The 25,483-nt window shown below is 46.8% G+C and carries 19 protein-coding genes; 9 read left to right on the top strand and 10 right to left on the bottom strand.

Annotated elements, in window-relative coordinates; genetic code table 11:
* Positions 1-50: 50 nt before the first annotated feature.
* Positions 51-3,812, bottom strand: coding sequence for a family 16 glycoside hydrolase (locus V144x_RS07420; protein ID WP_144983602.1), 3,762 nt, complete (start codon positions 3,810-3,812; stop codon positions 51-53).
* Between the two features lie 353 nt (positions 3,813-4,165).
* The gene (locus V144x_RS07415) at positions 4,166-5,230 is read right to left on the bottom strand and encodes a protein arginine kinase (RefSeq protein WP_144983599.1); all 1,065 of its coding nucleotides are present in this window, start codon (positions 5,228-5,230) and stop codon (positions 4,166-4,168) included.
* A gap of 444 nt (positions 5,231-5,674) precedes the next feature.
* Here V144x_RS07415 and trpE point away from each other — a divergent pair, with 444 nt between their 5' ends.
* The 4 genes from trpE (at position 5,675) to V144x_RS07395 (ending at position 10,395) form a co-directional block, all read left to right on the top strand.
* Entirely contained in the window at positions 5,675-7,183 is a 1,509-nt protein-coding gene (gene trpE / locus V144x_RS07410; protein ID WP_144990762.1) for an anthranilate synthase component I, read from the top strand.
* A gap of 87 nt (positions 7,184-7,270) precedes the next feature.
* Positions 7,271-8,956 carry an Nramp family divalent metal transporter gene (locus tag V144x_RS07405; protein ID WP_144983596.1) on the top strand — a complete coding sequence of 562 codons (1,686 nt, stop codon included), beginning with the start codon at positions 7,271-7,273 and terminating at the stop codon, positions 8,954-8,956.
* A 270-nt stretch (positions 8,957-9,226) separates the two neighbouring features.
* The gene (locus V144x_RS07400) at positions 9,227-9,574 is read left to right on the top strand and encodes a histidine triad nucleotide-binding protein (RefSeq protein ID WP_144983593.1); all 348 of its coding nucleotides are present in this window, start codon (positions 9,227-9,229) and stop codon (positions 9,572-9,574) included.
* A 122-nt stretch (positions 9,575-9,696) separates the two neighbouring features.
* A complete protein-coding gene (locus tag V144x_RS07395) occupies positions 9,697-10,395 on the top strand; it encodes a hypothetical protein (RefSeq protein ID WP_144983590.1) in 699 nt (232 codons plus the stop codon).
* A gap of 23 nt (positions 10,396-10,418) precedes the next feature.
* On the opposite strand, the gene V144x_RS07390 is transcribed toward V144x_RS07395, so the two are convergent.
* Entirely contained in the window at positions 10,419-10,706 is a 288-nt protein-coding gene (locus V144x_RS07390) for a hypothetical protein (protein WP_144983587.1), read from the bottom strand.
* A 351-nt stretch (positions 10,707-11,057) separates the two neighbouring features.
* On the bottom strand, positions 11,058-14,510 hold the full coding sequence (locus V144x_RS07385) for a pyruvate carboxylase (RefSeq protein WP_144983585.1): 3,453 nt from the start codon (positions 14,508-14,510) through the stop codon (positions 11,058-11,060).
* A 377-nt stretch (positions 14,511-14,887) separates the two neighbouring features.
* Here V144x_RS07385 and V144x_RS07380 point away from each other — a divergent pair, with 377 nt between their 5' ends.
* On the top strand, positions 14,888-15,868 hold the full coding sequence (locus V144x_RS07380; RefSeq protein WP_144983582.1) for a class I SAM-dependent methyltransferase: 981 nt from the start codon (positions 14,888-14,890) through the stop codon (positions 15,866-15,868).
* 93 nt (positions 15,869-15,961) lie between these two features.
* Here V144x_RS07380 and V144x_RS07375 read toward each other — a convergent pair whose 3' ends face one another.
* On the bottom strand, positions 15,962-16,309 hold the full coding sequence (locus V144x_RS07375) for a hypothetical protein (protein ID WP_144983579.1): 348 nt from the start codon (positions 16,307-16,309) through the stop codon (positions 15,962-15,964).
* On the opposite strand from V144x_RS07375, the gene V144x_RS28325 reads away from it, so the two are divergent.
* Positions 16,308-16,445, top strand: a complete 138-nt coding sequence (locus V144x_RS28325; protein ID WP_197998807.1) for a hypothetical protein — start codon at positions 16,308-16,310, stop codon at positions 16,443-16,445. The two genes, V144x_RS07375 and V144x_RS28325, sit on opposite strands and share 2 nt — an antisense overlap.
* Positions 16,446-16,797: 352 nt before the next feature.
* On the opposite strand, the gene V144x_RS07370 is transcribed toward V144x_RS28325, so the two are convergent.
* The 3 genes from V144x_RS07370 to V144x_RS07360 form a co-directional block, all read right to left on the bottom strand.
* Positions 16,798-17,031, bottom strand: coding sequence for a hypothetical protein (locus tag V144x_RS07370; RefSeq protein WP_144983576.1), 234 nt, complete (start codon positions 17,029-17,031; stop codon positions 16,798-16,800).
* Between the two features lie 63 nt (positions 17,032-17,094).
* The gene (locus V144x_RS07365; protein WP_144983573.1) at positions 17,095-17,562 is read right to left on the bottom strand and encodes a hypothetical protein; all 468 of its coding nucleotides are present in this window, start codon (positions 17,560-17,562) and stop codon (positions 17,095-17,097) included.
* 396 nt (positions 17,563-17,958) lie between these two features.
* Complete coding sequence (locus tag V144x_RS07360) at positions 17,959-19,056, bottom strand: DUF6263 family protein (RefSeq protein WP_144983570.1); 1,098 nt, start codon at positions 19,054-19,056, stop codon at positions 17,959-17,961.
* 138 nt (positions 19,057-19,194) lie between these two features.
* Here V144x_RS07360 and V144x_RS07355 point away from each other — a divergent pair, with 138 nt between their 5' ends.
* The 3 genes from V144x_RS07355 (at position 19,195) to V144x_RS07345 (ending at position 23,938) form a co-directional block, all read left to right on the top strand.
* Positions 19,195-20,631: a sulfatase-like hydrolase/transferase gene (locus V144x_RS07355; protein ID WP_144983568.1), complete on the top strand. Its 1,437-nt coding sequence runs from the start codon at positions 19,195-19,197 to the stop codon at positions 20,629-20,631.
* Positions 20,632-20,895: 264 nt separating this feature from the next.
* Positions 20,896-22,953: a hypothetical protein gene (locus V144x_RS07350; RefSeq protein ID WP_144983565.1), complete on the top strand. Its 2,058-nt coding sequence runs from the start codon at positions 20,896-20,898 to the stop codon at positions 22,951-22,953.
* A 178-nt stretch (positions 22,954-23,131) separates the two neighbouring features.
* Complete coding sequence (locus V144x_RS07345) at positions 23,132-23,938, top strand: DUF817 domain-containing protein (RefSeq protein ID WP_232102748.1); 807 nt, start codon at positions 23,132-23,134, stop codon at positions 23,936-23,938.
* 1 nt (position 23,939) lies between these two features.
* Here the strand turns inward: V144x_RS07345 and V144x_RS07340 are convergent, their stop codons facing one another.
* On the bottom strand, positions 23,940-24,359 hold the full coding sequence (locus V144x_RS07340; protein ID WP_144983559.1) for a carboxypeptidase-like regulatory domain-containing protein: 420 nt from the start codon (positions 24,357-24,359) through the stop codon (positions 23,940-23,942).
* Between the two features lie 92 nt (positions 24,360-24,451).
* A complete protein-coding gene (locus V144x_RS07335; RefSeq protein WP_144983557.1) occupies positions 24,452-25,405 on the bottom strand; it encodes a DUF1559 domain-containing protein in 954 nt (317 codons plus the stop codon).
* Between the last annotated feature and the right edge of the window lie 78 nt (positions 25,406-25,483).

Below are 25,483 nucleotides of genomic sequence, written 5' to 3'. Positions count from 1 at the left end.
CATTTATCCTTACAATCGCAAATCGAAAAACAACGCGTGATCTTTAATGTTTATTTTTTGTAAACTCGCGATTTCGGATCACCGCCCGACAATAAATACGCGATCAAGTCACGTACCTCGTCAGCGTTGAGTGCATTCAACATCGACTTTGGCATTTGTGAGATAGAGGAAGGGAGAATTTCTTCCACATTCTCTACAGACACCGCGATCGGTTTGGCTTTTGCATCGGCCGGATAGACAATCACTTTGTCGCCATCTTTCGAGACAAGTCCTGTTAATGTGCGACCATCCTCTGTCACCACAATTGATGACTGGTATTGATCTGAAATGACCTTACTTGGCTCGATGATCGATTCAAGAATGTATCTGGCATCGAACTTATTTTTCACTGTCGTCAGATCCGGTCCCACGTCACCGCCGAGTCCGTCAAATCGGTGACATGCGGCGCAACGCATGGCGTGGAACAAATTGCGACCGTTCTCAAAACTTGCTGTACGCATTTTGTTACGAGTGGTATGCTTGCTCGCTTCTGCGATACCCCAGGTTTTGCCGGGACCTTGTGGCGCGGTAATCTCGAAATCGGGCACGGGATTAAAGTTCTCACCGCTGATATCAGCCAGCGCAGCGCGGTCGGTATTGCTCAGATAACCGAGAACTTCATCACGCAGATTGCCGAGAAACTTGGCATAGCTATTGCCACCAGGATACTTCGCGGCGGAGTTGATAAACTCGATATAGCTGCGACGCTGGTCCATGGTCCAGCCTTGACGCAGGTTGCGAAGCATGAAAGCATAATTGACTTCATGTGTCGGTGGGTGGTTTTCGAGCATCGCAAGCACGCGACCTCCATAGTTTTTATTACGACCTGCGAGCTCAGTCCAGTCCGGTACTTCTGGCTCGCCACGGTTTGTGATGAGATCAATGGATTTCGAAATAACGTTCGGTGCCTCGAGATAAACCAAAACACGGACCAACTCAGTATTGATGTTCTTGTTCTTATTTGGCAAATGCGGATCGAGTGCAGCGATAATCTGCTCGCGTTGCGCGGCTGTTGGTTTGCCGAGACGGATAAAAGAAAGGGCATAAGCACGGAGGAGGCCGAGGAACTGGGATTCGCTCAACTCAGCCGGATTTAGTTTGAGGAGCGCCGCAATTTGGGCATCGCGATGCGACTTGTTTCCCATACGGGCAAGTGCAACTGCACTGGAAATTTTGGCCTGGGAGTTTTTCTCTGTAAAGACTCTCTTAGCCCACTGATCAACGGGCTGTGACTCAATCGCGACGCGTGCTGCGTGACGTAGCCAGCGATCTGAACTGGAAAGATGAGGCCAGGCAGCTTTCACTGCAGCAGGGGATTGCTTACCGTGATATGCTTCAAGACCCCGACGGAGTTTGCGCGCCTCGGCTCCCGCAATTTCTCCCGACACAAGTTTGGTCGATTTTTTACCAACGTAGGTGATGCGGAACAGTGCCGACTGGGTGCCACGGCCACCGATGGTAAAGTAAAGCGCACCATCGTGCCCAATAATCGCGTCAGTCAATGGAAGTGGCGAGCCATAGCAGAACGCTTCCTGTTCGCCACGGTAACCAGCGCCATCCGGGGTAAGATGGATGGCATAAATGGTACCGAACGTCCAGTCGAGTGCGAAAATCGCATCCTGATATTTAGCAGGAAACTTGGCGCCTTGACCGCTGATTACACCCGTCGGGCAACCGGGACCAATATTGACCACGGCTGGTAAGCTGTCTTCGTAATATTCGGGCCATTTCCCAGAACCACTGCGCCACCCGTAATCAGAGCCGCTCACAGCACAGTTAATTCTTGTTGGACGATACCAAGGCGTACCGAGGTCCCATTCCATATCAGCATCATAGGTGAAGAGATCACCGAATCGATTAAGGGCAATGTCGTACTGGTTACGATAACCTGTTGAGATAATCTCATGCTGTTTCGTTTCAGGAGAGAATTTGGAAATCCAGCCCCCTGGTGCAAGACGGCCACGCGCATGACCGTTTGCATCCCATTCGCGTGGTAAAAGCAGGTCTTCATCCCAGGTGGGAACATGCGAGCGAACAATACTGTCTTGTGGTGGTAAGGCAGCGTGATTTCCACCAATGACGTAAAGATGCTCTCCATCCTCAGCCACAATTACGGCATGGTTGCCGTGCTCTCCCCCACTGCGTTCGCTGGGTAATATTTCGGCTCTGTCAAACTGGTCATCACCGTTGGTGTCGGTCACTTTAAAGAGATTGCCACCATTCCTGTGAAAATAAAGCGCGTCGTTGTGCCAGACCATGCCCTGTGCACCGGAAAGATCAATTTTCAGTTTTTCCACTTCGACCTGCGGTTCTTCAGCATCTTCGGAAACAGTAATACGGTAAAGCCCCTTGTCTCCTTGATCGCTCGCTAGTAAGCGGCCTTTGCCATCAGTAGCGAGCGAAACCCAACTCCCTTGTTCATTGCCGGGAACTTCGTAGAGCAGCTCAACCTTGAAATCTTCGGCAACCGTAATCGTCTCTGTGAGTTCTGCAAGGTCGACTCTACCACTACGGCTCGTGATCCCCGGCTTACCCCAAGGACCACTGCCAAAGTTTCCCATTTTTTTCAACTTTAGTTTCCAAGTGGAATCGTCAAAGCTGGCAAGTTTCCAGCCTTTGGCTTTAGAGTCAGACAGTTTCCAATCAGGAGAGGAAATGATCGACTGTTTTTTTCCGTCGGTAGTTTCGACTTCCAGTTTCAATATAAACGCAGCAACGCCGCCGTTATTTTTGGCCTGAATCGCAATTTGATTTACTCCGGTCTGGACGAACTTTTTCGCATTGCTCTGGATGACAGGGTTGCCCCAATCGGTCGCTGTGCCAACCTCTTTCCCGTTGATCCAAAATGTTGCGCGGTTATCACAAGTGAAATATAAACGTGCTGCTTTGATCGGGTCTGAGACCTCAAATTTCTTGCGAAGGTAGATCGGTTCATTTCCAGTTGGATTCTTGGTACGCCATACCCAAACGGGAGCCGGTTTTTTCGACACCCAGTCATATCTGCCAGGCTTTTTCGATTTGGCTGCTGATTTTTTGGACGCAGACGCCTTTTTCTTGTTCTCAACTGCCGCTTTGAGAACAGCGGTCGCTTCGTCACCGGCCAACGGACGGTATTTTAGATCTTTAAATTCGACTCTCATCGGAGGCCCCGCGTGGAGTTGCAGTCCCAAAACGCCTTTTGAAAAAGCCTGGGGATGGTCATCGGTCAGATCAATTGTATTGACGCCATTGATCTGATGAACCATACGGTTACCAACGGCAACAATTCGAATTTCGTTCCATTCCCAATCGACGAGTTCTTGTTTTTTATCACCTATCTCTGTAACAACGGTCGGCTTACCTTTTGTACCCGCTTCGACACGTTGGAACCGCTGCGCGATAATCCCTCGACCGGTTTTCTCACCATACATCATGCCAAAATATTCTCGTTTCGGGTGCAGATCAGCCTGATAACCTTTCAATGCAAAATTTATGGGATCAACCAACTGGCTACGATATTGAATGCCGGAGTTGTTACCTTTGAACCGGACGGTGGCCTTGAATTCAAAGTCACTTACCTCGCCACCTTGCCAGACGAGAAAAGTATTCGGTTTGGCTGGTTTTTCTTTTGTCGTTTCGCCGACAATAGCACCATCTTTGACGGTCCAAAAACCTTCTTTTCCAGCCCAACCATCGAGGTCTTTCCCGTTAAAAAGGCTCTGGAACTCTTGTGCGTTTACTGGACTGGTAGTAAATGCGAGTAAGGCAAGAAGAATGCAAATATATTTTCGCATAGTCGTATCCCGATTGAATGGACGAGTTGCTGTTTCTGGGAAATCGTTATTGAATTTCGTGAGGAACGCGGTATGTTTGGTGGACGGAATTGACTCCTCCACCTAATTCACTATTTCCCATGTGGGTTAATCCTGGGAAATGGTTTTCTATCTTAACAGCGTCTCCCATCCCATGTCGAGCACGTTAGTGAATTTCATATGATTCTTTGCGTGGTTTTCTTACATACGAACTGTCACTTCATTTGGTTTCTTTATTAAATGCAATGTCTGTTCGACATTATATTACGGAAGCATTCGACGCTCGAAAAAAGCTGCGCGATAACCAAGCTACTTCTAACAGTTTACTGGACCACTTAATTAGAACCGTTAGAGTCGTTTATCCGATGGCGGAGATAATTAGCGCGCGCGGCGTTACGTTCGCTCGATTCCAACTCTCCTCCCTGCAACTTCTGCAGATGTGCGGGCTGAGTAAAGATAAACATTTCATTGACAGTTGAGATGGGTAGCTCTTCAATCAATCCCAGATTCACACCCATTCTCACGCTGGAAAGTAGATGCATTGTTTCTTCTGAGCTGATGGTTTGCGCCGTACTCAAAATACCATAAGCACGAGAGACCTGATCGTGCAGCCCCTGGCGATTTTCTTTAATTAATGAATTCCTGACACGTCTTTCATACGAAATGATATTCGGAACAACCTCTTTGATACTATCAATCAACTGACGTTCGGTTTGTCCTAAAGTGACTTGATTGGAAATCTGATAAAAATCTCCCATCGCCTGGCTGCCTTCGCCATACAGCCCACGAACAGCCAAATTAATTTTCTGTAGCGCCTGAAATACTTTTTGGATCTCTTTCGTGATCACCAATGCAGGCAGGTGCAACATGACGCTCACGCGTATTCCAGTACCGACGTTTGTAGGGCAGGCTGTCAAATACCCAAATTCTTCACTGAACGCATAGGTCACTTCCTGCTCCAGCAGGTCATCGATCTGATTAATGGTCTCCCAGCATTCGTTCAAAGAAAACCCACTTCTCAGTACCTGGAGTCGGAGATGGTCTTCTTCGTTGACCATGATGCCGATGTTTTCTTCACTATCCAGACCTACGCCTCGAGGCCCCGAACGCTCTGCATGTTCACGGCTGATAAGCTGTCGTTCCACAATGAACTGCCGATCCAAACTACAAAGTTGGTTCACATCCAGATACGACAGTTTTACGTCCATAGGAAGCGAGGTGATAATGGGACGCACGAGTTGTTCGATCTCGCCCAGTGTCGATTCTGTACAGCGGTTAATAAAAGGGAACTGCGTAAGGTTTCTAGCGAGTCGAATCCGACTGGACATGACGATATCCGAGTCGGGACCGATTCCTCTCAACCATTCACCACTTGTGCGAGTGAACGCGTCCAAATTCACCCTGCTTCTCCTTTATTAACCCCAATTTATATCAATTTAATCGGTTAGAAATGGTCTCTATCCCTGAATTCTCGCTTACGTGACATTCTTTCCCAAACGGTGTAGACTCGGGAAAGGAATAACATACTCACTTAGCCGTTGAAAACAAAGCCTAATCCACTTTGATCTCTTTGAAAGCTTTGTAAGATTAAAAACCCTGTTCCATTTTATGCAATAGACGCCTTGAATACCATTGCTCATCTCCGAATGAAAATCGCAAATACAGGAAAGTTCAAAAGGAAATCGAGGTAAGATAAAGTCGAAACCGAACATTTTTGAAATTTTTGAGAACTGCGGCTCCTCGCAGCTTGTCTCAAAGATCGGAAATGTTCATAAGAGAGTCCACCACAAAGGATTAAAACCGGGATGCTTGTTCATCCTCAGACAGACCAATTAAGAGAGTCCATGAAATACGTTCCAGATTTTGAAGCATTTAAGCAGCTTTCGAGTAAGGCCAACCTGGTCCCTGTCTATCGACAGTTAACAGGGGATACTCTGACCCCAGTGAGTGCCTACCAATTGCTGGAAAAGGGACCATATTCCTTTCTATTTGAGAGTGTTGTCGGGGGAGAACAAATCAGTCGCTACAGTTTTCTGGGAGCGAATCCATTTTTGATGGTAGACGCTTATGAAAAGCGCTTGGTGATACAACGGGACGGACAAACAGAAGAACGAACCGTCGATGATCCATTACATGAACTGGAAACCATTCTCTCACAATATCAGGCTGCCGAGCTTCCCTCACTGCCACGTTTTTGTGGTGGTGCTGTTGGATATGCCGGCTATGATGTCGTGCGTTATTCAGAGAATCTACCCAACGCTCCAAAGAATGATCGTCAACTACCCGACCTTTCCTTTGCCTTGTATGATCACATGGTGGTCTTTGATCAAATCAACAAAACCGTTTTAGTCGTTGCCCATGCCCATGTCGAGCCCGGGCTAAACGAGAATGATCTACAAGCCGCTTATCAGGCCGCCTGTCAGCGCATTGATCAAACATGTGAACGTTTTCAAAATAGTGATTCCTCTGTTTTAAAAATGGCTGACATCAGCGTCGATACTCATACCGAACCTGACTTAACCTGGAAATCAAATTTTACTCAAGAGAAATTTGAAGCAGCCGTCGATGCCTGTAAGGAATACATTGTAGCCGGCGATATCTTTCAGGTCGTATTGAGCCAACGTCTCAATCTGGAAACCTCAGCAACGCCACTCGACATCTATCGTAGTTTGCGAGTGGTCAACCCCAGTCCGTTTATGTTCCTGCTGAAAACTCCTGAAGTCGATCTGGTCGGCAGTTCGCCTGAAATTATGGTGCGCGTGGAAGATCGTCTCACCACAGTTCGTCCTTTAGCCGGTACTAGAAAACGGGGAACGACGGAAGCCGAAGACAAACGTCTGGCAGAAGAATTACTGGCCGATCCAAAGGAGCGAGCCGAACATGTGATGCTGATTGATCTGGCAAGAAATGATGTGGGCCGCGTGAGTGAATTCGGATCGGTGGAGTTGTCTGACGTAATGGTCGTCGAGCGTTATAGTCATGTCATGCATATAACATCCAATGTGACTGGCAAGTTGACAAAAGAACGATCTGCACTGGATGCTTTAAGAGCAGGACTGCCCGCGGGAACGGTATCGGGCGCTCCGAAAGTACGGGCGATGGAAATTATTGATGAATTTGAACCACACCGACGTGGTCCTTATGCAGGAGCTGTCGGCTACCTCGATTTTACTGGGAACATGGATACGTGTATTGCACTTCGAACATTAGTAATGCAGGGATCAAAGGCCTATGTTCAGGCCGGCGCCGGGATTGTTGCGGATAGTGTTCCAGAAACAGAATATTATGAAACTCTTAACAAGGCAAAGGGGTTACTCAAAGCGATTGAAGTTGCAGAAAAACAACTTCAATGAAAGTTCATACCGTTTGAATTCTTCTGGCTCTGAGTAGTGTTTCGACATCACCCCATCTGTCGAAGTCAAAGGTGAAGTAGGAGTACGATGGAATCTCAACAGGAGAATAAAGCGCTCGATACATCCAATGGTTCCAATAATAACGACATCATCAATGCTCCCACTGACTTTTGGGGGATTGTAAAACGCTTAGGACCAGGGCTGATTATTGCCGGCAGCATCGTGGGTTCCGGGGAATTGATCGCCACTACGAAAACTGGCGCACAAGCAGGTATCACTCTTCTCTGGTTAATTATTGTTGGTTGTCTGATCAAAGTGTTCGTGCAGATTGAGCTCGGGCGCTATTCTATTTCTCGAGGGGAGACGACGTTATCCGCTTTGAACCATGTACCCGGCCCCCGTTTGGGATTCTCACGAGATCAGCATCGACTTGCCCCAAACTGGATCCTCTGGTTCTGGTTGGTCATGAGCATCTGCACGATCGGACAACTGGGAGGAATCGTGGGAGGGGTTGGTCAAGCTTTAGCTCTGACACTGCCGATTCAGGGAGATTATCTCAAAGCGATTCAGGTTCCTTCAGAAAAAGAGTTTGTGCACTATCTGAAAATCGAAGAAGAACTAAAAGACGATCAGAGTCCCATGGCCTCGATGAATCCCGATCAACGGGAGCGATATCTACGCGGCCACGCGAAGCTCAAAGAACGCATCGAACGACTCGAGGCGCAAGGCCAGCTCATTCTACAAAAAATTCGCAACCAGGAAAAACTGGTGGATCAAACAGGGCAGTCGTTGATTGAACCTCAAACCTGGGACGATAAGATCTGGGCAGGAGTGATTGCCATATTGACTTCATTTTTATTATATTATGGCCGCTATAATCTGATCGAGCATTTATCAACGGTGTTAGTCGTTTCATTTACATTTATCACGATTGGGAACGTCATTTCTTTACAGACTTCTGAAGTCTGGACCATCTCAACAGAAGAGATTATCCGCGGTCTCTCTTTTGGAATTCCTGAAGCGACCAATGGTATGAACCCGCTACTGACAGCGCTCGCCGCGTTTGGGATTATTGGTGTCGGTGCAACAGAATTGATCGCCTATCCCTACTGGTGTCTGGAAAAAGGGTACGCTCGATTTACCGGCCCGCATTCCGAAGATGAAAGCTGGGCTCTACGGGCCAAAGGTTGGATGCGCGTGATGAAAATAGATGCCTTTGCTTCAATGTGTATTTACACATTTGCGACATTGGCGTTTTTTTTAATGGGGGTTGCCGTCCTGCATAAGGAAGGCTTAGACCCTGATGGAATGCGGATGGTCAGTACGCTGGCGGAAGCGTATGTCCCGGTTTTCGGCGAATATGCCAAGTGGTTATTTTTAGTTGGTGCGATCGCAGTACTTTACTCAACATTTTTGGTTGCGAATGCGGCGAATGCACGCATTTTCTCAGATGGACTACGCTTTTTTAGTGTCGTGGATGATCGCAAACCAAACGCCGTTCAAAACTGCGTCAAGCTGATGTCGTTACTCTTACCTCTACTTTGTCTGACAGTATTTTTAACGGGAGCCAACCCAGTCAGGCTGGTCTTAATTGCAGGAACAATGCAGGCCATTATGCTGCCGATGTTGGGAATCGCAGCCATCTACTTGCGTTTTACAAAAATAGACGCGCGTCTCACGCCAGGCCGTCTTTGGGATCTGCTGTTGTTCCTGTCTTGTCTGGGCCTCTTAGTGGCAGGTAGCTACGGCGTATATAAACAACTTTTTGCGTAGTGTTACATTCAAGAGTAGTCATACCCATATTTAAAATACGCTGTCGTTTTTACGCTGAGATTGATGACTACTTCGAAATGAAACGAAGGAAATCATTCATCTAAAATGGAAGCTTATTGCTGATGTGAATCAAATCGGCATTCGCTATAATCTAAGCCAGTTGATCGTCACGACGTCATAAACCGATTGGTAAACGAGACGCTCTTTTTACTTGTTTTTCTTGTAGAAATTCAAAAAAGCGTCGAATGAAACAGAAAGGATGTAGGTTAAATGACTGGTGAGAAAACGATTTTCAAGAAAATTATCGACCAGGAAATTCCAGCTGAGATTATTTATGAAGACGAATTATGTTTGGCATTTAAGGATGTGAACCCGCAGGCTCCCACGCATGTGCTTGTGATTCCCAAACGGGAAATTCCTTCGATGGCTCATCTGAAATCTGAAGATCAGGAACTGGTTGGTCATTTGATACTAACTGTCGGAGAGGTAGCAAAGATACTCGGACTCGAAAATGGATATCGTATGATCGTCAATACCGGCACAGAAGGAGGCCAAACAGTTGATCATCTGCATCTGCATTTATTAGGGGGTCGTGCGATGAGTTGGCCACCCGGTTAAGCCTGTTATGGATTTGCCTGCAAGAGAGTCTGAAAGCAAAAATCTCATTGCGAATGCTAAGACTCACCGATCATAATAGAATAAGGCACAAATATAATTTTGGGTGAACAAGGAAAAGTAACGTGTTAATATCTAGAAATCTCTGCCGAACATCATGTTTTGTCATAGGAAGTTTGATTGCATCGTTCATTACAGTTCAAGCCTCCTACGCACAATCTTCCTCTAAAAAAATGAATGTCAAGCAAATTAATTTGCAGGCAGATAAAGTTCGTGACGCATTTATCAGACAGTCTGCCGACATCGCCAAGAAATACTCTGATGCGGGAGACTATGAGAGTTCACGCAAGATGCTAGAGTCGATTCTGACGATCAAAAAAGATGTGCCTGGTGTTAAAGAGATGATCAAGCAGCTTAACGAAAAGCTGATGACATCCAATTCATCTGATTTTGATATCGATGTTTCTCGTAACTGGAGTACCCCTGCCGGATTCGTCGCGAAAGGGAAAACCGTTCGCATTCAAGCTACAGGAACCTATAACTTTATTACCGATCTCAAGGTAGGCGTAGAAGGCTTACCAGATGAAACGCCGATGAAAGAACTGGCGAAAGGAATCCCCGCTGGCGCTCTGATGGGAATTGTGGTTTCCAAAGAAAAAGGGAAACCCAAAATGAGCAGACCATTTAAAATTGGTAACAAAGTAGAATATGTACCAAAAGAGGATGGTCTATTAATGATTGGGCTAAATTTACCTGCAGGTCATCGTTCGACAGGAAAAATAAAAGTTCGTATTAGTGGATTTATCAGGCGAAACTCAAATTGAATTCTCGGTGAGAGAAATCTGAACTAGCTATTTTTTTTCCGGGAAGCGAGTTCAGCTCGTATTTCTCTTTGAAGCAGTTCCGTCATCTGACTCCGTTCCTGGAGTAAAGGAGCTGCCTGAGCAATGGCATTCCGCATGTCGTTAATAATGCCATTTTCAAGCTCTTCTGTGGTAATTCCATCACAGGCATTCACACAAGCGACGACTCGTCGAACTAGTTCCTGATTTTCGGGCGTATCTTCTCCCAGGATCTCTCCCTCACTAGAGATAACAAAATGGGGGGGATTAACCGACTGACTCGCTCCACTCATTCGCCAAGTACTCCGACTGCTTGATAGAATATGACCCAAGTAATACTGTTCTAATGCATGGTTTACAGAAGATAATCGTTAAACCAAGGCCTGAGATGGATGACCTGCTAACTAATCTATCGGCGAAGATTTAAGCCAGCATTGAATTTCTCTCGTCTCTAAAGGCAAAATGTAACCTGTTTCTAGAGAGAAGAAACTGCTTTGCGGAACGATGGTATATTTAGGATAAATAGGCTAAAAATCTTTAAATCAATTGCAACATGATGAGGGAAATACCTGCTCAAAATCTCTCACATGTTTTCCAATCAAGATCGCGATGGAGGGTTTTACTTTACATGCATAAACGCGAATTTAGTCTAACATGATCAATAAGTCACCAGACTCCACTTGTGTACCAGGTTCAACCAGAATCTGACTGACCTCTCCATCCTGTTCAGAAATAACACTGGTTTGCATTTTCATTGCTTCCAGCATCAACAATTGATCGCCGGCTTTAACCTTGCTGCCAACTTTGACTGCCAGCGAAACAACAACTCCCGGCATTGTTGCTCCGATTTGTTTTGGATCGGATTGATCTGCTTTGCGTCTCGATTCATCTTGTGGTTTCAAAGATTTATCGACAATGATCACTTCGCGCGGCTGACCATTCAATTCAAAGAAGACAGTGCGGCATCCGTCAGTCTGTGGTTTCCCGACAGCCAAGAATTTGAGGATCAAAGTTTTCCCAGGTGCAATATCAACCATGATTTCTTCTTCCGGCTCCATCCCGTCAAAGAAAGCATACGTAGGCAAGCCACTCGTATCAAAATAGGCTTCCTGATGCTTCATAAAATCTTCGAACACCTTCGGGTACAGCAGATAAGAAATAACGTCTTGATCGGTGGGAGTATGATTCACAAATTCCTGCACCTGTTTTGCCGCTTCTTCAAAATCGGCCGGTGGCAAAATACTTCCCGGTCGTTCGGTTAACGGCTTTTCGCCTCGCAAAATCTGTTTCTGAATGTCTTCCGGAAAACCGCCAGGTGTCTGACCCATGCGGCCACTGACTAAATCAAGTACCGACTCCGGAAACGCCAGCTCTCGATCACCTTTCACAACATCATCGCAACTCAGATCATTAGCAACCAGGAACAACGCCATATCACCAACGGCTTTGGAAGTGGGGGTCACTTTGACAATATCACCCAAAAGCTGATTCACTTCCGCATAAACATGGCAGACTTCAGACCAGCGATCACCCAATCCCAGAGACTGGGCCTGTTGCAAGAGGTTTGTATATTGACCACCGGGCATTTGATGTTCGTATAAATTCGCGCCCGCAGGAAGTACAGGACTTTCGAATGCAGAATAGAAGTTCCGAGTGGCGCGCCAGTACTCCGAAATTTCATCCAGTTGATGCACATCAACAGTTGGCTGATGGTCTGAGAATCGCTGCGCTTCAATCACCGTATTGAGATTTGGCTGTGAGGTCCCTCCTGACATGGAGGGGACAGCGCCATCGGCAATATCCAGGCCCGCTTCTGCTGCTTTCAAAATCGAAGCAGCCTGACCACCACCTGTATCATGTGTATGGAAGTGGATGGGAATGCCGATTTCTTCTTTCAATGTTTTGACCAGTAATTGGGCCGCATAAGGTTTACAGAGTCCAGCCATATCTTTAATAGCAAGAATATGCGCACCCATGTTTTCCAGTTCTTTGGCCATGTTAACGTAGTATTTCAAATCATACTTCGTCTTGGATGAGTCTAAAATATCGCCGGTGTAACAAATACTGGCCTCGCAGATGGCGCCACTCTTCTGGACCTCTTCCATAGCGACTTTCATGTTGGGAACCCAGTTCAACGCGTCAAACACGCGAAACACATCAATGCCTGCGGCGGCAGCTTCTTTCACAAACGCACGTACAACGTTGTCTGGATAGTTGGTATAACCGACGGCACTCGACGCACGAATCAACATTTGAAACAAAATATTGGGCACCCGGGTTCGCATCTCCGCCAGGCGTTGCCACGGACTTTCTTTCAGAAATCGCATAGAGGTATCAAATGTAGCACCACCCCACATTTCCAGCGAGAACAATTCCGGGCAATTATGTGCGTAGACATCTGCAATCTGTAGCATATCATGCGTACGAAACCGGGTCGCATACAATGATTGATGTGCATCGCGGAAGGAAGTATCTGTCAACAGTAGCGGCTTTTGTTCCAGAATCCACTTACTGAATTTCTCTGCTCCCAGTTCCTGTAATTTCTGTTTCATACCATCTGGAGGCGACGCCTGTTTCTTGTTGTAAGCAGGAATCGGAGCTGCTTTACGACGCTTTGCTTTAGGACGATCCTTGACCAATGGATTGCCATTGACGATTGTTTCTGCCAGATATGTCAGAAGTTTCGTAGCACGGTCATGCCGCTGAGGAAAATCAAACAATTCCGGTGTCTCATCAATAAAACGCGTATAACAGTCTCCGTTGATAAATGTCGGATGCGTAATCAGCTTCAAAACGAAGGGGATATTCGTTTTCACACCGCGAATTCGAAATTCCTGCAAGCAACGTTCGATGCGCGCACTGGCCACTTTAAATGTCCGTGCCCAAATCGTGACCTTGACTAACAACGAATCATAATAAGGAAACACCATCGCTCCGGAGAATGCGGTTCCTGCATCCAGACGCACTCCCATGCCGCTGGCAGACCGATAATGCGCAACTCGTCCGTAGTCGGGCATGAAATTGTTCGTGGGATCTTCAGTCGTCACACGACATTGAATCGCAAATCCGTTCGTTTCAATTTCTTCTTGTGAATTAATTTTGATTTCAGGATCTGCGAGAGGCGTCCCCTGTGCAATCAAGATTTGTGATTTCACAATGTCAATTCCGGTCACTTCCTCAGTCACCGTATGCTCAACCTGAATCCGTGGATTCACTTCGATGAAGTAGAATTCATTCGTGTCGGCATCCAGAAGGAATTCCACCGTTCCCGCACATTCATAATCTACACTTTGACCAATCTTCAAAGCAGCATCACAGAGTGCCATTCTGACATCGGGATCGATGTTGGGAGCAGGTGCAATTTCCACCACTTTCTGGTGGCGTCTTTGAACTGAACAATCACGTTCATAAAGATGCACGAGGTTACCATGTTTATCCCCTAGTAACTGTACTTCGATATGACGTGCACGGGAGATGAACTTTTCCACAAAGACATCAGGACTACCAAAGGCAGACAGAGATTCGCTACGTGCCTGTTCAAAGGCAGCATCAAATTCCTTTTCGTCCTGAACCACACGCATTCCGCGACCACCGCCACCATGGGCGGCTTTCAGAATAATGGGGAAACCGATACTCTGTGCCGTCTTTCGACCTGAGGCGGCATCGGTAATCGCTTCGCCACTTCCCCCCAGAACGGGAACACCTGCTTTGTCAGCAATCTTACGGGCAGAAATTTTATCGCCCAGTTGTTGTAAAGTTTCGACACGGGGACCGACAAAAATAATTCCAGCATCAGCACATGCTTGAGCGAACTCGGCATTTTCCGACAAAAATCCATAACCGGGATGGATCGCATCAATCTTTTTCTGTTTCGCCAAAGTAATAATCGCATCAATATCCAGATACGATTTCACCGGATGACCAGGCTTCCCAATCTGATAAGCTTCATCTGCCTTGGTTCGGTGCAGTGCATAACGGTCTTCGTGAGTGTAGATGCCAACAGTTCGAATTCCCAATTCATGGGTACTTCGAAAAATACGGATCGCGATTTCACTACGATTGGCGACGAGGAGCCTTTTGATACTACCCGTTGACATGGAATCTCCTAACTCTTTGTATACTTTTAGCTTGAAGGCTTATTTAAGGTTAAATTCAGACTGGCTTTCTAGGCAGGAAAACCGTCACTAGAGTACATGCCTTGCTTGAGAAACACAATGCACCAAGTCCTTGTTGAGTCTATTTTAGTCAGGGCCTTCAAATCTCAAAGATGAAGAATCATAGTCCCTGAATGATACGTCTCATTAATCGCTAAGCTCTGATCAGAAAACGCCTTCTAGTGATTCATCTTGACCTGATTTCCCTCTGAGATTAGGGTTCACGCCGTTTAGTTCGGTTCAACTACGGTTAACTTGTTTTTCAGACAAAAAAGTGACAGAACTTCCTCAAAGTCAGGTATTAAAAAGTGGTGAAAGAAATGGAACATAAGCAGTGCGATCTTTGCTCAGGTACCAAGTTTGAAAAAATCGGAAATCAAGATCGTCACGGGAATCCTCTGGAGTCGGTCATTTGTAAAACATGCGGACTTGTCGCACATGGACAAATTCCAACCGATGAAGAACTCGCACGCTACTATGCCACGGAATACCGACAGAGTTATCACGGCGAATTAACCCCTTCAGAGCGTCGCGTGATGCGGGCCTGGAAAAATGGCGAACGAATTTTTAATCAACTGCAACCACATATTAATTCAAACGCTGAAGTCTTTGAGGTTGGTGCCGGCATTGGTTGTACTGTTAAAGTCTTCGAATTGAATGGCCATCGTGCCAGCGGAATCGAACCGGGAGAAGGATTTCAAAACTATTCTCAGCAAACGTTGCTCACCGATGTCGTCCGTGGCGACCTGTTTGAGCAACCACGTGATCACAGTCGCGAACTGGTACTTCTGGTGCATGTCATTGAGCATTTTAATTCACCCCGAAGGGCTCTGGAATACATTCGCAGCATGCTCACCGACACGGGGCAATTTTATGTCGAGTGTCCGAACATCGCAGCGCCCTTCGCCCGTCGCAGCAAAATGTTTCACTACGCTCACATTCATAACTTCACTCCTTCCAGCCTCAAAATGTTAGTAGAGAGTTGTGGTTTCAAACTGGAACAACAGTTCGGCAGTAAAGAAGATCCCAACCTGCAGATGCTCTTCTCTTGCAGCGAGAAATCAGAACCGATCATCGATCCCACCAACTACCATCAAACTATGCGCGTCATCAATGAAGCCACTCCGCTCCGTTATCATCTGCGCCCTTATTACTTCTCTTCACGACTTACAAAAGTCTCCAGCTACCTGAAAGAACACCTGACCGCAAGACAGTTTGTGGCCGATGTGATCCAGAAATGCCAGCAGCATGCCGCGAACACTCATAAAAAGATACTGTCAGAAACTCGTTCTGCCGCTTAACGCTTTCCACAACAATCCGCAGAAAAACAGACGCACTTGACAGACTCGTGACTTTTTGAAGTTCACTTTGGCTCTCTTTGTTTAGTGATCTTTCTAAGCTTGACACAGCCCCGCTCTTCCCGAAACTCCGTGGTCTGGCTCGCGCGCGCGAGGCGTTTTTTTCTGATGACGAAACATCACGTATAACTTCAGTTTCTTCACCTGAAAACGAGCTGTTTTTTCCAGATTTTCACCTGATGAGCGGGAACCAGTTCCCCATGTCTCGTATCGAGTCACTCCTTTTGAGCACGCTTTCCGAAACCATAATTGAAACCAAACCGCGATTTCATACCACTTCCGAGACATTAAGGCGCATAAGCTTCTCTTGACCCCTGTGTGCCGATCGGCATGATCAGATTCACTCAACACAGCGAGCTCTCGTTTAAAAGAAGATACAACCATGACAACTCTTACCTCTCAAACCAGAACCATTAAAGAACAGCACATTCGGAAAGGCAGCAACTTGCAGGTGAATGAGACCGCAAACGTCATTAAAACCTGTCTGACGAAGCGAAAGAAGCGACCTACCAGAAACTGACAAAAGAATCTGCCGAGCACAATCAACCAGGAATCATAAATAATAGAGACGTGCGACCCTAACTGAAAATCTGGAAGTGCAGAAAGAGCATCAAAACACTTTCATCTAAACAAAAAAACAATACTACCACGAACTGCACGAAATCCTATGAGTGACAATTCACCGGGTGCCACCGGAAACAGATTTGACGATTCAGAATGACAATTGTAAACACGTAGGGGCGAACCCATGTGTTCGCCCGTTGCTATCCAAACCGCGCGGTCGGACACGCGAGTCCGCCCCTTGTATCTTACGGTTGACTGTCTGCAATTCTTTGTTTTGATATGTAAACAAAGCCGATTGATTCCCGCCTTTAAAGGCGGGAATCAATCGGCTGTGGTAGTTCGGCAAAGGAATCATACTCTCTATATTGCCAAACACGAGTTCCGAACTTATCGTTCGAAACTGCAAATGTGTCGACATCTAACCAACCGGCTTTCCACTGAGCATTGAGTGCCTTCCATTGCTTATCGTTTCTTTGTCCCAAATATTCCACAGAGAAATAAAGATCAAATAGAGAATAATTCTGTCCTTTTTGATCTGACATTCGGGCTTTCAACTGATATCCCTCTAAACCTTCATATACAACCCACTCATGTCTGACAAACCACTATCGATCGGTCGAATGAAGGCGTTTTTTAGGATATCTTATAATAGCATCACAATGAAGTATCTTTCCTTTTGCTTTAAACTCCATGATTAAATCTTTGGCTAATAAATAGTCTTCCGAATTATCTCTCCGCTCGTAGTTACCAGGCCAACTGCGATTTGTACGAAAGTCGTGCATTATCACAACATTAGAAACAAAGATAATAGCAACAAGATCCCCATCGTCTGCTGACACCATTTTAAATTTTTCAAACGGTGTATGTTGTGGCCCAACCCCCTGAAAGACACGTTTTGATACAAGAGTTTTTCCATTTTCAACGACGTCATAATAAACATATCCTGGCGGTTCAAAAATCCATTCATGCTCACAATAGATAACAATGGATCTCTCATTAGAAAGATTAAAACGTTGAAATTCCTCATGCGTCTGTCCTAAGAGATGGATTTTCGCAAGGGTGACCAGAGTCATGAAGATTATGATTACAATTGGAAAAAATAATATTAATAATCTAAACACCCAACGTAGTACGGAACTAAGCCTAGCTCTTAAGTAAGTGTCAATAACATGTTTCCCTTTCTTTACTATCGACATCATAGTAATTGAGACCTTTATTGTCTTACGCGCTAGATAATACTGACTCCTGAAGTTCCATATATAATACCACACTTACTTTGTATTAGCACGAAGATTATCCTGTTGCTCTATCTTGCTTGCTATTATCAAAGCTAGAAGAGAAAAGGACAAAAGAAACCCAAGCATTTATGCCATGCTTAGTCACACCATGGAACTATTCTGAATTCCATTTGGAGCGAATCAGTCAGATCGTGTTCGTGTGCTTTCGTGAATTTCGTGGTAGTAAATAACTCAATTCGCCGCTGGTCCCAGTGGTCGTGATTCCTGATGTGGGAACGCGCGAATCGTGGTCACGATCTGTTTCTGTTGTTCGAATTCGCGGCCATTGGCCAGTTTGACGGTGGTTTCCAGAAAGCGCTCGATTTGTGATTTGAGCGGCAGTCCTGTTTTGCGATCAATCAGACAGGAGCCAAACGATTTTCCACCTCGGATATAAAGCTGGACGTTTTTGCCGTTTTGATTCAGCGGGCTGCTGATTTTTGAGGCGGCAATGTCGCCAGCCACATTGATAATGGCCGTCTTCTCGTCGAGCTCGCGGAGCGTGTATTCGGTCTTCAGAACCATCGGGATGGGTTGTGTGAGCCGGCGAATCTTCGTCCAGGTTTCTCCCACACGAATCGCCCCCCCTTTGTGGTGTTCATCAATGTTATAAGGCAGCAATCCAATACTGTCGTCAATGAAATTCGCAATGCCATCATCGCCCGAAGACTCAGAAATCTTGGCGAGCACCGTTTCCCGCTGTTCGGGAGGCGTATTCTGTAGACAACGTTTGAGGAAATCATCGAAGCCCACCAGTTCGACAATCTTATTATCGGGACCAATCCAGAAAGAGAATCCATTTTTTACCAACCTCTGGTAAGCTTGCACGTCTGGAGGCACAGGACCACTGGGACGATTTGAATCATAGTGCACGCGTTCGCCGGCAATGTCATGCGAATATTTCACGCCGGTGTAAAGCACTTTAAACCGCTTGCGGCCATCGTCCTTAATCTCTTCCACTGTGAGTGCCAGAATCAATTCCAGTTTGGATTTGCTGTGAGTAATTCCTGAACTGGAAGCCTGTGAAAGCGTCTGCTCAACGGTTTTGATCATCGGAAACCGCTGGTTGACGGTAAGATTGAGTTCCAGGACCTCAACTTTTTCTTCACTCAGTGACGCATGCTGTGCTTTCACCTGTGGGGCCACCGGCTTTGCTGCCACGGTCGACTCAGCAGGCTTGCTCTGGGTTTGATTCGCTTTTTCCTGCTGCTTCTTGCTCCAGAACGACCAGCCCGTTCCCGCAAGAATGACAATTCCCAGCATCCAACTGATAAAACGCTTGCCCTGCATGGCGACATTGTCCAGAATAGATTAATAAAGTTAATGAATCGTGTAATTTGAGCCTGATTGACGTGCAAAAGGTATCACTATTACGGATTTAGGAAAAGACGAATTCAGAAGAGACCCTCATTCTGTCCGGGAGCCATCATGAGAGCGAGCATTCCTGCTTTTTTACTGTTTTCCAGCCTGTTTTTCCTTCAGCAACACGTCTCGGCAGATCAGAAACCGAAATCGAAAACAACCCGTCCCAATATTGTGTTCCTGCTGAGTGATGACCAGCGGCCCGATACCATTGCCGCATTAGGAAACTCCGTAATCAAAACGCCCCATCTCGATCAACTGGTCAAACAGGGCACCAGTTTTACACGGGCCGTATGCGCCAACCCAATCTGTACACCCAGTCGGGCGGAAATCCTGTCGGGTGTCAGCGGATTTCACAACGGCTCGCTGGATTTCGGTAAACCGATTAAGCCAGAGCTACCCACCTGGTCGCAAACCATGCATAACGCAGGTTACAACTCCTGGTATGTAGGGAAGTGGCATAACGATGGTAAACCAGTCATTCGTGGCTATGATGAAACATTAGGGCTGTTTACCGGTGGCGGTGGACGTTGGGCGGTCCCTTCCTTTGACGGTAACGGGGTCTTAGTCACCGGTTATCGAGGCTGGATTTTTCAGGATGACAAACGAAACTTTTTTCCGGAAAAAGGTGTGGGACTGACCTCCAACATCAGCGAACATTTCGCGGATGCGGCCATCGAATTTATCGAACGCAAGCATACGAAACCCTTTTTCCTCCACGTCTGCTTCACCGCCCCGCATGACCCGCTCTTAATGCCCATCGGATATGAAAATTATTATGATGCGGACAAAATGCCGGTCCCCGCGAATTTTCGCAGCGAACATCCGTTCGAGCATGGGAATCAATACGGGCGTGATGAAGTGTTACTTCCCTTTCCTCGTACGAAGAAGATCGTGAAAAATGACCTCTCGCTGTATTACTCTGTGATTTCACATTTAGATGCACAGGTAGGCCGTGTTGTGGATGCATTGAAAAAAACAGGTCAGTGGGACAATACGATTCTCATTTTCTCCAGCGACCATGGTCTGGCAATGGGCAGTCACGGTTTGCGTGGAAAACAAAGTATGTATGAACACACAATTGGCGTGCCATTGATTATGGTCGGACCGGGCATTCCCGCCGATCAACGTAAAGCGGCCCAATGTTACCTGCGCGACTTGTATCCCACGAGCTGTGATTTAGCAGGCGTCGCCATTCCGTCCAGTGTTGAAGGCAAGAGCTTGAAACCGGTCATCACGGGTGAGAAAGCAGACATCTATGATGAAGTTTACGGCTACTTCCGCAATTACCAGCGCATGATTCGCACGGACCGTTGGAAGTTAATCGTCTATCCTCATCTGGAACGCGTGCAATTATTTGACCTGAAACAGGATCCGCTGGAATTACATGACCTCTCTCAAGACGCAACGCACGCAAAAACCCTTTCGAAATTACAGCAGAGATTGAACGCCTGGCGAAAACAGCAGAATGATCCCTCTCTGGCATCGGCAAAATCGTCCTGATCTCTCTGACTCTGTGTGGCAATTTTGATTTTGCATCGAAATCAATTTGACGGCGCTCGCTGCAAAGATGTTGATCTTACAATGAGATTCTGCTCTGCGCTCAAGATCTATTAGATTCCATAAACCTATTTAATCAAAAGACTTATTGACTCTAAATTTTCGCCTGAAGTCTAAATCGGCATAATTGGCATAATTTGCGCTCTTCTCTTAAATCGTTCACTTCACAACGCGGGCAGTTACGATTTAGCCAAAAGGGGAAGAGTCATGATGATCCAGAGAAGAGCCTATCTGTTCAAGCGGCCGTTTCGCGTTTTACTTTCACTGGTACTGGTGGGAAGCCTCTGTGGTTCACCGTTACTGGCACAGTCATCCAAAAAATCATCGAGTCGTAGTAGCTCCAGTCGTAGCGCTCGCAGCAGTTCACAACGCTCATCAAGCCAATTGAATCGAGTTCAGACAAGTCAACCACAACGTTCGAGTTCTATCCGAAGTAGTAGCAGCCGACCAAAATTCCAATCTTCTACCACTTCAAAACGACCCTCTCGTACAACGCGACCCAACTTCAACCGAGTCCCACAGCAAACGACTCCCAAGATTTCCAAGACGAGACCCAGTCGACCTCAGAAGACCTTCAAAGTCCCCAACATTAAAGTGGCCCCCCCAACAACACGACCCAATTTCAAGATTCCGAATACGGGAAGACGACCCGGTTCGAAAGGGACCACCAAAGATATCAAACCGAAGATCCCCAGTCTCAAAATTCCCAATCGAAAAGTTCCGGATCGAAAAATTCCGAATCTGAAAATACCAGATCGTAAAGTGGGTAATGGGAAGTTTGTCCCCAAGCCCGGCAATAAAGTAGTACGACCCCGCCCTGGTAAAAATAACGACGTATTCAAACCTGGAAAAGGTACGTTCGTTCCTAAGCCGGGCAAAGGGAATAGTATTCCTCCCGTCAAAGGAATTTCCAAAGACGATCTGATTGGCAAACCCGGCAAAAGACCAGGCAACAATAGCCGCGTCCCAGGAAAGATCGATCTTTCGAAGATCAAAGGTTTGTCCAAAGGAAAAGGCAATCTGAACAATAGGTTTCCCAAATCCAATAAGTGGCTCGGTAAAAATGGAGTCCCTCTAAGTAAGGACCTGTTCAAAGGCAAAAACATCAAACCCATCAATATGAGTGTAGATAAGCAACTCAAAATCGGGAAACTGAAGCCGTTAATGAACAGTAAGAAAGCGCAGCAATGGAACCTGAAGAAACAGTTCCAACTCCATAAAAAAGGAGATGTCGCTCGCCAGCTCAACCTGCACAAGAACCTGTTAAAACATGGTGGATGGAGAAACCGAACTCTGTTTGGTCAGATGGCAAACACCTTTACGACATCACACTTTGGTTGCTGGTACGCCGGACCAGGATGCTACCCTACCTACTGCTGGAGCCCACACTGGTGTGATTGGGTAGACTGGTGCTGGTGGGATTGGTGTCACCCGATTTGCGATCCACGCCCCATCATCTGTCGTCCCATTTTCTGTGAACCTTGTGTTCCCTGGAACTGGTATGCCTGTCCTATCTGGCAGCCACTACCTGTTGTCACTTGTGGAACGTGGGTTGATGTTAATCCTGTCGTCATCAACTCTGGACTGGACCTGCAGATGCTGGCAGTACGATTTGTCGACTCAGGACATTCTGAAGAAGAACTGGGACCACGTTTCCGAGTCTGGTTCAGAAACAACAGCGATGTCGATATCAACGTCCCCTTCAACGTGATGCTGTTCGCTGCGAATTCACGTGAATTAACAACAGGTTTACCTGAAGCGGGATCACGCGTCGATAATATCGCCGCCGGTCAGATTCAGTCTGTTGATATTCGTCTGCCGTTCGCTGCCAGCACGATGTCGACGGATGCAGAAGGAAATGCCGTTCCCTTCGAACAATTGCATGTCTTGATCGATTCCCATCGTGAAATTCCTGAAGCGTTCGAAGAAAACAACGGAGCCATTATGGCTCGCGTTGATGTTTTGTCAGTTGATCCAGCGTTATTTTCAACAGACACGGAAGCTGTGTTAAGTGGCTCGCTGATCAACCTGGCAGGCGAAGGTCTGGGACCGGAACCAGGGAAAGTTCTGGTATCCATCAATGGAATGAACTTTGAAGCAGAAATCCACGGCTGGTACGACCTGGGTGTTCGCGTCAAGCTGCCCGAACTGCCTTTGCTGGACTCAGCAGAAGCAACCCTGGTTGTCGTTCGCGGAGACGGTGCTGCTTCAAACCCCATCGATGTGCAGTTCGCACCACAAGTCGCTGCCATCGTTGTAGAGTAACGGAAGTGTGCGAGGGATGGCTTGGAGTCATCCCAAGTTCCGAACAGGGAGCAGGCAATGTGTCTGCTCCCTATTTTTTGTCATAGAGAAAGTTTGGCTGTTCCATTACAATTTCACCTCGCTAAAACAACTCACTCAGACGAAAACTGATCACGAGGTTCCTCTCCTGAAAACATTTTTGTGGGAATTCTGGCTGTTTGGAATAAAGCAGGCTTCGGCCTGTATCTTTGGTGGTTTCCTGCTGGCACTCATGATCATTACCCGCTTCTGGTATCCCATCGATTTCCTGTATCGATATGATTTTCTCTTTCTGGCTGCCGTTGCGTTTCAAATCTTCCTGTTAATCACACGTCTGGAATCACCAAAGGAAGCCATTGTGATTCTTATCTTTCATATCGTCGCCACGGTGATGGAACTGTTTAAAACCTCAGAGGGAATTCGCTCCTGGCAATACCCGGAACCATTTGTGATTGGCATCGGAAATGTGCCACTCTTCGCCGGATTCATGTATAGCGCGGTGGGAAGTTATATTGCCCGCGTCTGGCGCATTTTTGACTTTCGTTATTCCAGTTACCCGCCGCTTTGGAGCACAATAGTACTGGTCACATTAATTTATGCCAACTTTTTTACGCACCACTATGTCGTTGATATTCGCTGGTTGCTGATTTTGGCCAGCCTGCTGATGTTCGGCAAAGTCATGATCTACTTTAAAATGGACACCATACACCGTCATATGCCGCTGATCATCGGCTGGTTATTGGTGGCCCTGTTTATCTGGTTTGCAGAAAATCTGGCCACGTTTTCTAATGTCTGGATTTATCCCACACAGAAACTTCAGTGGCATATGGTCTCGCCCTCCAAGTTAACCGCCTGGTATCTATTGATGATGCTCAGTTTTGTGCTGGTCTCCCTCGTCAATCGGCCCACGATCATCAAAGAGAAAAGTGAGTTGACACACGACGCGTCGTCAGAACAGATCAACTAACTTAATCGACCAGTTCTAATTTGAGCTCGTTCTCCGACTCGGAAACCGTCACCGTCAGTGGCGAACTATTCTGATACGTATATTTCTCAGGAATCGCACTTTTCATAGAGACTCCTTCTGATGTCGATTCATAAGCAGTCACAGTGACTTTGTGCTCTCCCGGGATGACACCGTCATCCTTCTCGAACGTGGTCATGGTAAAATTCCCCGAGGCATCTGCTTTACCAGAGGCCGGTTTCCGTCCCTGCACCGGGTAGAGCATAATCATTGCATCGGGTACCGGCTTCCCCTGATACGTCACCACTCCCTTGACGGAAATTGTGGCCGGCAAATCTTTATCTTTTTGACCGCTGCAACCGACACACAAAGTGAAACCGAGCAGGATCATTCCAAATTTTGTGAAACAGTGAAGGCAATTCATGAGTCTCTCCTGTGAAAATCCCAGATACCAAATTGAGTGAAGCGTAAATCGGTATCCAGGTCGGTTCAGTCTGAATCGAATCAACGTGTTGACTAATTGGGAAGTCCGCCCAGAGGTAACCCATCTTGAGGATTCCCCAATTGCTGATACGTTAAGAAGTCCATATTCTCGCTCAGGAAATGCACGCTGCCATCGACCATCATGAAGTGCGCGCCCCCTTCGTGGTAGCTGGAAGAGGCAAAACCAGGGATCCAGCCATGAGCTCCCGAACTAATCCGAGCTTGAGCACTATTCCAGACGGTCCAGGGATGGTTGATGGGAAACGCCGTCGTCATGGGAGAATGCCAGGCGGCCCAGGAAGACCAGGCATGAAAACCCGGAGAATTTTCACCCACAAACAGCACATTCGAAGTCCCATCCACGACATCGCGCATTCGGATCGTACGATTAGGCGTGACTAGACTTCCTCCGCCTCCACTGGCAACGAGTCCCATACGTCGGTCAAACATACCGTGAGGCATCGGAGAAGCGGCTAACGTCTGATCGTAGCCTCTGCCATCAACGCCCTTATAAGTTGTGACCGCGATATTATTCCGCGAAGCACTAGTGCAAGAGGCCGGGAAACACCAGTTCGACCAGACCTGGTTACCGCCACTCACACGAGGTAGTGTCGGATCGCTGGGACAGCGATAAAGGGACATCGGCGTTTGCGCAACATCCAGATTCCCGGGATCGATAATATTGCCGCTGAAGTTGATTTGATTATATAGCGGTGCCTGATCGACATAGGGAAGAATCATCGCCCGCCATCCAAACGAATTCCCGGTATCACCATGGCTGATGGCGAATACGTTGTGGGCATCGTGGTAATTATGCATGCCCAACCCCATCTGCTTGAGGTTGTTTTTACATTGACTGCGTCGCGCTGACTCTCTCGCCTGTTGTACCGCAGGCAGTAACAAGGCAATCAGGATCGCGATAATGGCAATGACCACCAGCAGTTCAATGAGTGTGAATCCACGATTTTTTGAGATGTCACTTTTCATCTTTCTTCCCTTTCAAGCTAAATGAAAGTGCGACACAGGCCCGCCCTGAAAATGGCGCTTTGTGAGACGTACTAAAAC

The sequence above is a fragment of the Gimesia aquarii genome (assembly GCF_007748195.1).
In the GTDB taxonomy this organism is placed as follows: domain Bacteria; phylum Planctomycetota; class Planctomycetia; order Planctomycetales; family Planctomycetaceae; genus Gimesia; species Gimesia aquarii.
This window is presented reverse-complemented; position numbering and strand designations above follow the sequence as displayed.

Excerpts from the sequence above, each read along its gene's own strand:
- V144x_RS07355 (WP_144983568.1), top strand. The coding sequence starts at position 19,195 with ATGAGAGCGAGCATTCCTGCTTTTTTACTGTTTTCCAGCCTGTTTTTC.
- V144x_RS07385 (WP_144983585.1), bottom strand. The coding sequence starts at position 14,510 with ATGTCAACGGGTAGTATCAAAAGGCTCCTCGTCGCCAATCGTAGTGAA.
- trpE (WP_144990762.1), top strand. The coding sequence starts at position 5,675 with ATGAAATACGTTCCAGATTTTGAAGCATTTAAGCAGCTTTCGAGTAAG.
- V144x_RS07405 (WP_144983596.1), top strand. The coding sequence starts at position 7,271 with ATGGAATCTCAACAGGAGAATAAAGCGCTCGATACATCCAATGGTTCC.
- V144x_RS07340 (WP_144983559.1), bottom strand. The coding sequence starts at position 24,359 with ATGAATTGCCTTCACTGTTTCACAAAATTTGGAATGATCCTGCTCGGT.
- V144x_RS07420 (WP_144983602.1), bottom strand. The coding sequence starts at position 3,812 with ATGCGAAAATATATTTGCATTCTTCTTGCCTTACTCGCATTTACTACC.
- V144x_RS07375 (WP_144983579.1), bottom strand. The coding sequence starts at position 16,309 with ATGGTTGTATCTTCTTTTAAACGAGAGCTCGCTGTGTTGAGTGAATCT.
- V144x_RS07350 (WP_144983565.1), top strand. The coding sequence starts at position 20,896 with ATGATGATCCAGAGAAGAGCCTATCTGTTCAAGCGGCCGTTTCGCGTT.
- V144x_RS07380 (WP_144983582.1), top strand. The coding sequence starts at position 14,888 with ATGGAACATAAGCAGTGCGATCTTTGCTCAGGTACCAAGTTTGAAAAA.
- V144x_RS28325 (WP_197998807.1), top strand. The coding sequence starts at position 16,308 with ATGACAACTCTTACCTCTCAAACCAGAACCATTAAAGAACAGCACATT.
- V144x_RS07360 (WP_144983570.1), bottom strand. The coding sequence starts at position 19,056 with ATGCAGGGCAAGCGTTTTATCAGTTGGATGCTGGGAATTGTCATTCTT.
- V144x_RS07370 (WP_144983576.1), bottom strand. The coding sequence starts at position 17,031 with ATGTCAGATCAAAAAGGACAGAATTATTCTCTATTTGATCTTTATTTC.
- V144x_RS07365 (WP_144983573.1), bottom strand. The coding sequence starts at position 17,562 with ATGACTCTGGTCACCCTTGCGAAAATCCATCTCTTAGGACAGACGCAT.
- V144x_RS07390 (WP_144983587.1), bottom strand. The coding sequence starts at position 10,706 with ATGAGTGGAGCGAGTCAGTCGGTTAATCCCCCCCATTTTGTTATCTCT.
- V144x_RS07400 (WP_144983593.1), top strand. The coding sequence starts at position 9,227 with ATGACTGGTGAGAAAACGATTTTCAAGAAAATTATCGACCAGGAAATT.
- V144x_RS07335 (WP_144983557.1), bottom strand. The coding sequence starts at position 25,405 with ATGAAAAGTGACATCTCAAAAAATCGTGGATTCACACTCATTGAACTG.